Genomic DNA, 12,471 nt, shown 5'->3' with positions numbered 1-12,471 from the left:
ACCAGACGGGATACCCACATGACCGAGACCGTGGAGACCACGGCCACCGAGGACCTCCCCGAGGTCCTGCCCTACGACCCCTTCGACCCCGCCTTCCACTCGGACCCCTACGCCACCTACACCCGGCTGCGGGCCGCGGGCGGATCGGTGCACCGCACCGGGGCCGGCGTGGCCGTCCTGGGCTACCACGACGTCAACGCCGTGCTGCGCAACCCGAAGCTGGGCCGTGGCGAGGGCGCCGGCTTCCAGGACACGCTGATACCCACCCCGGAGGGCCTCAAGCCCGCCGTGATGTTCATGGACCCGCCGGACCACACCCGTATCCGGGCGCTGGTCAACAAGGCCTTCACGCCCCGCGCCATCGAGCGGCTGCGGGGGCCCGCCGAGGAACTCGCGGCCAAGCTCGTCGCCGAGACGGCCGACGAGACCGCCGCGAACGGCGCCGTCGACCTCACCTCCCGGCTGTTCCGGCCGCTCGGCGCGGGCGTCCTGAACATCCTGGTCGGCGTGCCCGAGAAGTACCTCGCCCAGTGCATCGAGTACGCCAACGACGCGGGCCGCGGCCTCGACCCCGCCTACACGCTCTCACCCGACGCCCTCGCCAACCGGCTCAAGGCCCGCGACGGCTATGTCGCCATCGCCCAGGAACTGATCGACGAGCGCCGCGCCCAGCCCGTCGACGACCTGATGAGCGAACTCGTCCTGGCCGAGCAGGACGGCGAGCGGCTCAACGAGATCGAGCTGCTCACCACGGTGGCCAACATCTTCCTCGCCGGATTCAGCGCCCCGCAGGCCGCGATGGGCCTCGCGGCCCTCTCCCTGCTGCGCCACCCCGACCAGCTGGAGTGGTACCGCGACCACCCCGAGGAGGCGGTCGGCTCCGTCGAGGAACTGATGCGGTACGACGCGGCCGTCCAGCTGATCAACCGGACCGCGCTGGAGGACACCGAGGTCGGCGGCGTCCCGGTCAAGGCCGGCGAAGAGGTCTTCATGCTGCTCGGCGCGGCCAACCGCGACCCCGAAGCGTACGACGACCCCGACCGGCTCGACCTGACCCGGCGCGGCACGCGGAACCTCGGGTTCGGCCACGGCATCCACTACTGCGTGGCCGCGCCGATCGCCAAGCTGGTCATCGAGGTCGCGCTCAACGCCCTCGTCCAGTACGACGTTCAGCTGCAGACGCAGACCCCGCCGACCAACGGCGCCCTCGCCATCCGCAGCCTCGCCGAACTGCCGGTGACGGTCCGCAAGGCCTAGGACGCCCGAGAACCACCTGAGAACAGAGGAGAGACCGGCACGTGAGCCATGACATCACCACCCTGGTGAAGAAGTACATCGAGACCTGGAACATCGTGGACGGCGACGAACGCCGCGCCGTGATCGCCGAGTTGTTCACCGAGGACGTCGAGTACGCCGACCCGAACGTGCAAATCCAGGGCCGGGCGGCGCTGGACGCGTACATCGCGGAGACCCAGAAGCAGATCCCCGGAGGCGTGTTCGCGCTGGCGAGCGAGGTCAGCTCGCACCACGACCTGGGGCGCTTCACCTGGCAGGTCGGTCCCGCCGGCGGCGCGCCGCTGGCTGTGGGCTACGACTTCATCGCCATCGAGAACGGGCAGGTGCGGCGGCTGTACGGGTTCTTCTCGTAGCCGAGCGACCGACAGACAGGACCGCCGGGCCGAACGGCCCGGCGGTCCTGTTGTGTGCGGACGGCTCGCGGTCCGGGTCAGTCCTTGATCTCGCAGATCGCGGCGCCGGAGGTGATGGAGGCGCCGACCTCGGCGGTCAGGCCCTTGATGGTGCCGGACTTGTGGGCGTTGAGGGGCTGTTCCATCTTCATGGCCTCCAGGACGACGACGAGGTCGCCTTCCTGGACTTCCTGGCCTTCCTCGACGGCGATCTTGACGATGGTGCCCTGCATCGGGGAGGCGAGGGTGTCGCCGGAGGCGACGGGGCCGGACTTCTTCGCGGCGCGTCGCTTGGGCTTGGCGCCGGCGGCGAGGCCGGTGCGGGCCAGGGACATGCCGAGCGAGGAGGGGAGGGAGACCTCCAGGCGCTTGCCGCCGACCTCGACGACGACCGTCTCGCGGCCGGCTTCCTCGTCGGCTTCGGTGGTGTCGGTGGGGGCGGCGAAGGGCTTGATGTCGTTGACGAACTCGGTCTCGATCCAGCGGGTGTGGACCGTGAACGGGTCGGTGGAGCCGGTGAGTTCGGGCGCGAAGGCCGGGTCCTTGACGACCGCGCGGTGGAACGGGATCGCGGTGGCCATGCCTTCGACCTGGAACTCCTCCAGGGCGCGGGCGGCGCGCTGGAGGGCCTGCTCACGGGTGGCGCCGGTGACGATGAGCTTGGCCAGCAGCGAGTCCCATGCCGGGCCGATGACCGAGCCGGACTCCACGCCGGCGTCCAGGCGGACGCCGGGGCCGGACGGCGGGTTGAAGGTGGTGACCGTGCCGGGGGCCGGGAGGAAGTTGCGGCCCGGGTCCTCGCCGTTGATGCGGAACTCGAAGGAGTGGCCGCGCAGCGGCGGGTCGTCGTAGCCCAGCTCCTCGCCGTCGGCGATGCGGAACATCTCGCGGACCAGGTCGATGCCGGCGACCTCTTCGGTGACCGGGTGCTCGACCTGGAGGCGGGTGTTGACCTCGAGGAAGGAGATCGTGCCGTCGTTGCCGACGAGGAACTCGACGGTGCCGGCGCCGACGTAGCCGGCCTCCTTGAGGATGGCCTTGGACGAGGAGTACAGCTCGGCGACCTGCTCGTCGGACAGGAACGGCGCGGGGGCCTCCTCGACCAGCTTCTGGTGGCGGCGCTGCAGCGAGCAGTCACGCGTGGAGACCACGACGACGTTGCCGTGCTGGTCGGCGAGGCACTGGGTCTCGACGTGGCGGGGCTTGTCGAGGTAGCGCTCGACGAAGCACTCGCCGCGGCCGAAGGCGGCGACCGCCTCACGGACCGCGGAGTCGTAGAGCTCCGGGACCTCTTCCAGGGTGCGGGCGACCTTCAGGCCGCGGCCGCCGCCGCCGAAGGCGGCCTTGATCGCGATGGGCAGGCCGTGCTCCTTCGCGAACTCCACGACCTCCTCGGCACCGCTCACCGGGTCCGGCGTACCGGCGACCAGCGGCGCGCCGGCGCGCTGGGCGATGTGACGGGCGGCGACCTTGTCACCCAGGTCGCGGATGGCCTGCGGGGGCGGGCCGATCCAGATCAGGCCCGCGTCCAGGACGGCCTGGGCGAACTCCGCGTTCTCCGAGAGAAAGCCGTATCCGGGGTGGATCGCGTCGGCTCCGGACTCCTTGGCGGCCTTCAGCACCTTCTGGATGTCGAGATAGCTGGTGGCCGGGGTGTCACCGCCCAGAGCGAACGCCTCATCCGCGGCGCGGACATGCAGAGCGTCCCGGTCCGGGTCGGCGTAGACGGCCACGCTCGCGATACCGGCGTCCCGGCAGGCCCGGGCAACGCGGACAGCGATTTCGCCACGGTTGGCGATGAGCACCTTGCGCACCTTGCTCCTTCGCGCACTCATGAGGGGAACCTCCAGGAAGCCGCCGGGGCCGGGTACGCGCGACCGCCCCGGCTCCACCTGGCCTCCCCCAGGGGCGCCGGCCGGCCCGCGCCGGACGCGGCGGCGCCGTGCCGCTGCCCCACGGACAGCAGCACGGCCAGCAGGGCAGCCAGTTCCTCCTCGCTGGGACGGCCGCGCACGACTCTCACAGGGTTCATCTCTCCGCCTTCGTCCTATGCCGGGAGGTTGCCGTGCTTGCGGGCCGGCAGGTCGGCGTGTTTCGTCCGCAGCATGGCCAGGGAGCGGATCAGCACCTGCCGGGTGTCCCGGGGGTCGATCACGTCGTCGACGAGCCCGCGCTCGGCCGCGTAGTACGGGTGCATCAGCTCCGCCCGGTACTCGTCGATCTTCTGGCGGCGCACCGACTCCGGGTCGTCCGCGGCGTCGATCTCGCGGCGGAAGATCACGTTGGCCGCTCCCTCGGCGCCCATCACCGCGATCTCGTTGGACGGCCAGGCCAGGGCGACATCGGTGCCGATGGAACGGGAGTCCATGACGATGTAGGCACCGCCGTAGGCCTTGCGCACCACCAGGGAGACGCGGGGGACCGTGGCGTTGCAGTACGCGTAGAGCAGCTTGGCGCCGTGCCGGATGATGCCGCCGTGCTCCTGGTCCACCCCCGGCAGGAAGCCCGGTACGTCCACCAGCGTCACCAGGGGGATGTTGAACGAGTCGCAGATGGAGACGAACCGGGCCGCCTTCTCGCTGGCGTGGATGTCGAGGACCCCGGCCAGCGAGGCGGGCTGGTTGGCCACGATGCCGACGACGTGCCCGTCCAGGCGGGCCAGCGCGCAGATGACGTTGGTCGCCCAGGCGGAGTGGACCTCGAAGTACTCGCCGTCGTCGACGATCTCCTCGATGACGGCCCGCATGTCGTAGGCCTGGTTGGGGTCGGCCGGGACCAGGTCGAGCAGCGCCTCGTTGGCGCGGTCGGCCGGATCCGACGTCGGCACGACCGGGGCCAGTTCGCGGTTGTTCGAGGGAAGCAGCGACAGCAGATAGCGGACCTCCTCCAGGCAGCTCTCCTCGTCGTCGTAGGCGAACTGGGCCACACCGGAGACGGAGGCGTGCACGTCGGCCCCGCCGAGGCCGTCCATGGTGACCGACTCGCCGGTCACCGTCTGCACGACGTCGGGCCCGGTGATGAACATCTGGGCCGTGTCGCGGACCATGAAGACGAAGTCGGTCAGGGCGGGGGAGTAGGCGGCGCCGCCCGCGCAGGGCCCCAGCATCACGCTGATCTGCGGGATGACGCCGGAGTTGCGGGTGTTGCGCCGGAAGATGCCGCCGTATCCGGCCAGGGCGGTGACGCCTTCCTGGATGCGGGCGCCCGCACCGTCGTTGAGGCTGACCAGGGGCGCCCCGGCCGCCTCGGCGAGGTCCATCAGCTTGTGGATCTTGGCGGCGTGGGCCTCGCCCAGCGCCCCGCCGAAGACGCGGAAATCATGGGCGTAGACGAAGACCGTCCGGCCGTCCACGGAGCCCCAGCCCGTGATCACGCCGTCGGAGGGGTGGCGCCTGTCCTCCAGGCCGAAGCCGGTGGCCCGGTGCTGACGCAGCGCCTCGATCTCCTGGAACGAGCCCTTGTCCAGCAGCAGTTCGATGCGCTCGTGGGCGGTCAGCTTGCCACGGGCGTGCTGCCGCTCGGTGGCTCGCGGATCGGGACCCCGCCGCGCCGCCTGTTTGCGGGAGTGCAGATCGTCGAGACGTTCCTGGACGGTCACGCCCTGCTCCTTCGTGCGAGGGGGTGCCGGCGTCGGCACCCGTGGTGTCGGTGGGTCATGCCGCGGACTCGGCGAGCAGTCGTTCGGCGCGCGCCCAGTCGGCCGGGGTGGTGCCGCTCGCGGCCACGTATCCGTCGGGCCGCAGCAGCACGAATCCGGGGCTGCCCCGGTCGACGTGCCCGTGGCGGACCAGACCGGGCCGTGCTTCGGCGAGCGCCAGGCCGCGCAGCCGCGCCTCCCGGCCGCCGCGCGTCACCAGCCGGTACGTGTCCCCCGCGAGGGGCGAGTCGGACCAGTGCGACGAGCGGGTGCCGGGCCGGGGGAACCCGCGCCCGGCCGGCCCGTCGGCGGCGTAGCGCACCCGCCAGCCCGCGAGCAGCGGGGCGAACCAGCGGCGCAGCACGCCCGCGGACTCCAGCGCGCCCCAGGCCGTGTTGCGGACGCGCGCGGCGGCGGGGCCGAGCGTGAACACCTTCAGGAACTGGTGGGTGTTGCGCACGATCTGCTCGGCGGCCTGGCGCCGCTCGGTCGCGTAGCTGTCCAGCACCGCCGGGGCGAGCCGGCCGTCGATGACGCCGGCCAGCTTCCAGGCCAGGTTGTGCACGTCCTGCAGGCCGAGGTTCAGGCCCTGGCCGCCGAGGGGGGAGTGGGTGTGCGCGGCGTCGCCAGCGAGGAAGACCCGGCCCTCCCGCAGCCTGGTGGCGATCCGCTCCTGACTGCTGAAGCTGTTCACCATGTCGAGGGAGGCGACCCGCAGTCCGCCCGGACCGCGCTCGTCCAGGATCCGCTGCACGCCGTCCTCGTCGAGCGGATGGCCGACGGGCACGGCCGCGGAGACGCGGACCCGGTCGCCGGGCATCGACGCGAAGACCACCGAGCCGGACAGGCCGAGGAAGTAGTGCACGGCGTCGTCCGCGGGACGGCCCTCGATCCTGCCCTCGGCGAGCAGGAAGTTGACGGGGACCGGGCTGCCCTCGAAGTCGATGCCGAGCTGCTCACGAATCCCGCTGCGCACACCGTCCGCGGCGATCACCCAGTCGGCCTCGACGCGTTCCGTGCCGTCGGGGCCCTCCGCCTCGACGGTGACCCCGGTGTCGTACGGGACGGTCTTGGTGACCTCGACGCCCCGCTCCACTCGGCCGCCGAGCTGCTTCAGGCGCTGCTCCAGCAGCTCGCAGGTGACCTCCTGGGGCAGCATCAACGGCTCGTTGAGCGCGCCGAGTTCGATGCGCAGCGTGCGGCCGTTCGCCAGGTGGTACTCGTTGGCACGGATCCGCAGACCGCGCCGCTCCGCCTCCTCCAGGATGCCGAGTTCCCGGAACACGCGCAGCGTGGGCGCGTGCAGCTGTACGGCGCGCGAGCCGCGCTGCGGGCCGGCCTGCGCCTCCAGGACGCGGGCGCGGACGCCCCGCTGCCACAGCGCGCAGGCGGCGGCCAGGCCGACCGGGCCCGCGCCCACGATCACCACGCCGGCCTCGCCGGTCATCTCAGTTGTCTCCGTTCGCTCGGGGGACATCACGCCGGCTCCCGGCTGTTGAGGGCGGCGAGCCAGGTGTCGACGGCTTCGGCCGTCGTGGACGCGTGCTGCTCGATCAGGGAGAAGTGGTCCCCGGGAACCCGCACGGCCTCGTGCTGCGGCGGCCAGGACGGATCCGGGGCGTCCGCCGCCGACCCGCCCGGCAGCGGCTCCGCCGGGCGGACCAGCAGCGTCGGGGTCTTGACGGGCGCGGGCCGCCAGTCGTCCAGCAGCGCCAGATAGCCGCCCATCGCGGTGAACCCGGCGTCGTCGACGGGGCCGAGGTCGCCGAGCCGGCGGGCCATCCCGGCCAGCAGCGCGGGAGTGGCGGCGCGCAGCGCCGCGTCGTCCGGCGCGTACGTGTCCAGCAGGACCAGGGCGTCCGGGAACAGCCCCGAGGCCTCCAGCAGCCGTACGGCCTCATGGGCGACGACGCCCCCGGAGGAGTAGCCGACCAGGGCGAACGGCCTGCCGTCCGCGGTGCGGCGCACCGCCTCCGCCGCCGCCTCGGCCAGCGCGTCCAGGGTCGCGGGCAACCGCTCCTCGGGCCGGAACCCGGGCAGGGTCAGCGCCAGTACGTCCCGCTCCCCGGCGAGAGGGGCGGCGAACCGGGCGAACTGGTGCGGGCCCGAGGTCGCCAGCACGGTCGGGAAGCACAGCAGGGCGGGCCCGGCCTGGCCCTCGGCGAGCCGCACCGGCCGCGGCAGATCGTCCGGGGACGGGACGGCGAACGACGGGCGCTGTCGCGCGGCCTCGGCCAGCGACGCCATGACGGCCGTGCCGTCACCGCCGTCGAACGCCGCGGCGAACTCGGCGGACAGCGTGCCCGTGGCCGCAGCCGCGGTGTCACCGGCCAGTTCGTCGGCCAGATGGCGGGCCAGGGCCTCGGGGGAGCGGCGGTCGATGATCGCCCGGGCCGAGAGCCGCAGCCCGGTCGCCGCGTTCAGCCGGTTGCGCAGGGCCACGGTCGTGACCGAGTCCATGCCCAGTTCCAGGAACTCCCGCTGGGCCGCGACCGCGCCGGCGTCCGCGTGCCCGAGCACGGCGGCGACCTCCGCGCGGACCAGGTCCAGCAGCACCGCACGCCGCCGCGCCACCGGCAGTCCGGCCAGCCGGCCCGGCAGGTCCGGCGCGCCCGCGGCGGCCGCGACGGACTCCTTGCGGGCCTGCCGGACCTGCGGGATCTCGGAGACGAGCGGACTGGGCCGGGCGCCGTCGAAGACCCGGGTGAAGCGGCCCCAGTCGACGTCGGCCAGCACGATCGACGGCCGGGCGAAGTCCAGCGCCCGCTCGAAGGCGGCGGTCGCCGGCTCCGGGCGCAGCAGCGGAAGACCGCGACGGCCCAGCCGCTCCCTGCGGGACTCCTCCAGCGCCCGGCCCGCCTCGTCGGTCGGTTCCTCCCGCCACACACCCCACGCCTGCGCCAGCGCGGGCAGGCCCAGCGACCGGCGGTGGGCGGCGAGCGCGTCCAGCTGCGCGTTGGCGGCCGCGTGGGCGGCGAGGCCGAGTCCGCCGCCGAACGTCGCGGTCACCGAGGAGAACAGCACGAACGCCGACAGGTCGCTGTGGGCCGTCAGCTCGTGGAGGTGCACGGCGCCGAGCACCTTGGTGCGCAGCAGGCGCTCCAGCTCCGCCCCGGTCAGCGTGTCCAGCGGGGTGTCCTCGAGCAGCCCGGCCGTGTGCACGACGGCGGTCAGGGGCGTGTCCCGCGGGACGCCGGCCAGCAGCCGCGCGAGGGCGTCACGGTCGGCCACGTCGCACACGGCGGCCGTCACACGCGCGCCCAGAGCGTCCAGTTCCGCCCGGGTGGCGAGCAGCTCCGCTTCCCTTCCGGGCGGAGCGGTCAGCAGCAGATGGGCGACGCCCTTGTCGGCGAGGAGCCGGGCGACATGCCTGCCCGGGCCGGTGACGCCGTCGGTGATCAGCCAGGTGCCGCTCGCGCCGGGCAGCTCCGGTGCGGCCGTGGGCGAGGGGGCCGGCACCAGCCGGCGTACGTACACGCCCGAGGAGCGCACCGCGAGCTGGTTCTCGCCGCCGGGCGCGGCGAGCAGCGCGGCCAGCCGGGACAGCGCCCGGTCGTCCGGCTCGTCGGGGAGGTCGACCAGGCCACCCCACAGCTGCGGGGTCTCCAGCGCCGCGACCTGTCCAAGACCCCACACCTGGGCCCGCTCCGGCACCGCGACCGTGTCGTCGTTCTCCGCCCGCACCGCGCCGTTCGTGACCGTCCACACGGGAGCGGACAGCTCCGCGTCCGACAGGGCCTGAAGGAGCAGCACGGTCCGCTCCAGTCCGGCGGACACCACGGGACGCGACGGCTCCGGAGGGCTGAGCGGCAGCAGAGAGACGACTCCCGTCACCGGAACGTCCTCGACGGCCGCCGCGCTCTCCCGGACGAGCCGGGCGAGTTCGTCGCGGCTCACCGCGTCCTCGACCGTGAGCGTGCCGGTGTGCGCACCCGCGTCCGTGAGGCGCGCCGCCAGGCGGGCGGCGACGGAGTCCGCGGCGGGGTGTGCGGGCCGTACCACCAGCCAGCGGCCGGAGAGAGCGGCCGCGGGGGGCTCGGCGGCGGGGCGCCACACCACCTGGTAGCGCCACGAGTCCACCGCGCCCAGCTCCTTGCTGTCCCGCCGCCACGACGACAGCGCCGGCAGCAGTTCGGCGAGTGCCGAGGTGTCCGTGAGGCGCAGCGACGCGGCCAGTTCGCGCAGGTCACCCCGCTCGACGGCGTCCCAGAACGCCGCGTCCACCGGATCGTGGTCCTCGCGGTCCTGAGGCGGCTCCACCCAGTAGCGCTGCCGCTGGAAGGGGTACGTGGGCAGCTCCACCGTGCCGCGGCCGTCGCCGAACACCGTCCGCCAGTCGACGCGCAGCCCGCCCGCGTACGCCTCGGCCAGCGCGGTGAGGAACCGCCTGAGCCCGCCGTTGCCGCGCCGCAGCGTGGCGGCCACGAGCGCGTCGGCACCGGCGTCCTCGACGGTTTCCTCCACGCCGAGGACCAGGACCGGGTGGGCGCTGGACTCGATGAAGACGTCGTGGCCGTCGTCCAGCAGCCTGCGCACGACCGGCTCGAAGTTCACCGGGCGGCGGCAGTTCTCGAACCAGTAGTCGGCCGTGAGCTCGTCACCCCGCAGCCGCTCGCCCGTGACGGTCGAGTACAGCGGCACCCGGCCCTTGCGGGGGCGTACGAAGGACAGCAGCTCGGCGATCCGGCCGCGCAGCCGGTCGACCTGCGGCGAGTGGGAGGCGACCGTCGCGGGCACGATCCGGGCCCGGATCCCGCGGTCGGTCAGCGCCGCCACCAGCTTCTCCAGCGGCTCGTGCGGACCGGCCACGGTCACCAGCCGCGGGCTGTTGACGCCCGCCACGGCCAGCTCGTCCCCGTACGGCGCCAGCCACTCCTCCGCCTCCCGCCGGGACAGGGCGACCGACGCCACGGCGCCCCGTCCCACCAGCTCGTCGGCGAACAGCTGGGAGCGCAGCACCACGATCCGCGCCGCGTCCTCCAGGGTGAGCGCGCCCGAGACACAGGCCGCCGCTATCTCGCCCTGGGAGTGGCCCACCACGGCGTCCGGCTCCACCCCGTGGTGGCGCCACAGCTCCGCGAGGGACACCATCACCGAGAACAGGACCGGCTGCACGACCTCGATGCGCTCCATCGACGGCGCGCCCGGACGCTCCCGCAGGACGTCCTCGACCGACCAGCCGACCTGGGCCGCGATCGCCGCGTCGCAGGCCCGCAGCCGCTCCGCGAACACCGGCGCCGCGTCCAGCAGTTCCACGGCCATCCCGGCCCACTGGGAGCCCTGCCCCGGAAAGACGAAGACCGTCTTCCCGCGTTCCTTCGCCACACCCGTGGTGAGCTGCGCGCTCGCCTCGCCCCGGGAGAGCGCGTCGAGACCGGCGGCGAGTTCCTCCGCGTCCGCGCCGAGGACGACCGCACGGTGGTCGTGGGCCGAGCGGGACACCACGAGGGAATGGCCCACGTCCGCGGGCGCCAGTCCCGGGTGGGACCTGGTGTGGGCGCGCAGCCGGGCGGCCTGGGAGCGCAGCGCGGCCTCGCCGCGGGCCGAGAGCAGATACGGGATCACCTCGGGGTCCCGCGGCGCGGGCTCCTCCCGCGCCGGGGCGGGCGGACCCTGCTCGAGTACGACATGGGCGTTGGTGCCGCTCATGCCGAACGCCGAGACACCCGCACGGCGCACCCGGCCGGTCTCCGGCCAGTCACGCCGGGCCGTCAGCAGTTCGACCGCGCCCGCCCGCCAGTCGACGAACGGCGACGGCTCGTCGGCGTGCAGGGTCGGCGGCAGCACCCCGTGCTCCATCGACTTGACCATCTTGATGACACCGACGACGCCGGCCGCGGCGAGCGTGTGCCCGACGTTCGACTTCACCGAGCCCAGGAACAGCGGCTGCCCGGCCTCCCGCTCCTGGCCGTAGGTGGCGATCAGCGCCTGCGCCTCGATGGGATCGCCGAGCCGGGTCCCGGTGCCGTGCGCCTCGACGGCGTCCACGTCGGCGGGGCCCAGCCCGGCCGAGGCGAGGGCCGCCCGGATGACGCGCTGCTGGGACGGGCCGCTGGGGGCGGTGAGGCCGTTGCTGGCGCCGTCCTGGTTGACGGCGCTGCCCCGGACGACCGCGAGGACCCGGTGCCCGTTGCGGCGCGCGTCCGACAGCCGCTCCACCACCAGGACGCCGACCCCCTCGGCGAAGCCGGTGCCGTCCGCACCCGCGCCGAACGCCTTGCAGCGCCCGTCAGGCGAGAAGCCGCGCTGCCGGCTGAAGTCCACGAACCCGGTGGGCGTGGCCATCACCGTGACCCCGCCGACCAGCGCCAGGGAGCACTCGTCGCGGCGCAGCGCCTGGACCGCCAGGTGCAGCGCCACCAGGGAGGACGAGCACGCCGAGTCGACGGTGACCGCCGGGCCCTCCAGCCCCAGCAGATACGAGACCCGGCCCGACAGGACGCTGGTCGCGGAGCCGGTCAGACGGTACGCCTCGATCTCCTCCGGCGCCTCGGCCAGCAGCACCTGGTAGTCGGAGGTGACACAGCCCGCGTACACGCCCGTGTCGCTGCCGCGCAGGGCGGCCGGGTCGATGCCGGCCCGCTCCAGCGCCTCCCAGGAGGTCTCCAGGAACACGCGCTGCTGCGGGTCCATGGCGAGCGCCTCGCGCGGCGAGATGCCGAAGAAGCCGGCGTCGAACTCGGCGGCGTCGTAGAGGAATCCGCCGTGCCGCGTGTACGACTTGCCGGGCCGGTCCGGCTCCGGGTCGTACAGGCCGTCCACGTCCCAGCCGCGGTCCGAGGGGAACTCGGAGATGGCGTCGACGCCGTGCGTCACCAGATCCCACAGCTCCTCGGGCGAGCGGACCCCGCCCGGCAGCCGGCAGCTCATGCCGACGATGGCGATGGGCTCGTTCCAGGACTCCTCGGCCTGCCGCAACTTGAGCCGGGACTCGCGCAGCTCGACCGTCACCCGCTTCAGATACTCCTGGAGTTTCTTTTCGTCAGACTCAGACATCGCGTTCCTCATGGGTTCAGTGGGGCGGTGACCGCCCGGAAGGTCAGGACGAGCCGAGCTCGGAGTCGATGAGGTCGAACAGGTCGTCGCCGTCCGCGTCCCGGAGCCGGTCGGCCAGGTCGTCCGCGGGGCCGGACGGCGCGGCCGCGA

General features: G+C 73.5%; 6 protein-coding genes and 1 pseudogene. 2 read left to right on the top strand and 5 right to left on the bottom strand.

The window, feature by feature from the left end:
- Positions 1 to 18 precede the first annotated feature (18 nt).
- Together ACZ42A_RS38145 and ACZ42A_RS38140 are read left to right on the top strand one after the other, a co-directional pair.
- The gene (locus tag ACZ42A_RS38145; RefSeq protein WP_468531967.1) at positions 19 to 1,257 is read left to right on the top strand and encodes a cytochrome P450; all 1,239 of its coding nucleotides are present in this window, start codon (positions 19 to 21) and stop codon (positions 1,255 to 1,257) included.
- 41 nt (positions 1,258 to 1,298) lie between these two features.
- Entirely contained in the window at positions 1,299 to 1,649 is a 351-nt protein-coding gene (locus ACZ42A_RS38140; RefSeq protein ID WP_468531966.1) for a nuclear transport factor 2 family protein, read from the top strand.
- Between the two features lie 77 nt (positions 1,650 to 1,726).
- Here the strand turns inward: ACZ42A_RS38140 and ACZ42A_RS38135 are convergent, their stop codons facing one another.
- From ACZ42A_RS38135 to ACZ42A_RS38115, 5 genes and pseudogenes are all read right to left on the bottom strand, one after another.
- Positions 1,727 to 3,502, bottom strand: coding sequence for an acetyl/propionyl/methylcrotonyl-CoA carboxylase subunit alpha (locus ACZ42A_RS38135; RefSeq protein ID WP_468526366.1), 1,776 nt, complete (start codon positions 3,500 to 3,502; stop codon positions 1,727 to 1,729).
- Positions 3,503 to 3,519: 17 nt separating this feature from the next.
- Positions 3,520 to 3,720 carry an acyl-CoA carboxylase epsilon subunit gene (locus tag ACZ42A_RS38130; RefSeq protein ID WP_468531965.1) on the bottom strand — a complete coding sequence of 67 codons (201 nt, stop codon included), beginning with the start codon at positions 3,718 to 3,720 and terminating at the stop codon, positions 3,520 to 3,522.
- A gap of 15 nt (positions 3,721 to 3,735) precedes the next feature.
- Entirely contained in the window at positions 3,736 to 5,286 is a 1,551-nt protein-coding gene (locus ACZ42A_RS38125; protein ID WP_468531964.1) for an acyl-CoA carboxylase subunit beta, read from the bottom strand.
- Positions 5,287 to 5,341: 55 nt separating this feature from the next.
- On the bottom strand, positions 5,342 to 6,772 hold the full coding sequence (locus ACZ42A_RS38120; RefSeq protein WP_468531963.1) for an FAD-dependent monooxygenase: 1,431 nt from the start codon (positions 6,770 to 6,772) through the stop codon (positions 5,342 to 5,344).
- Positions 6,773 to 6,846: 74 nt separating this feature from the next.
- A pseudogene (locus ACZ42A_RS38115) lies at positions 6,847 to 12,309 on the bottom strand (type I polyketide synthase); the annotation flags it as partial.
- Between the last annotated feature and the right edge of the window lie 162 nt (positions 12,310 to 12,471).

This window comes from Streptomyces sp. NPDC030838 (assembly GCF_055572035.1).
The sequence above is the reverse complement of the archived record's forward strand: the minus strand, read 5'-3'. Positions and strand labels throughout refer to the sequence as shown.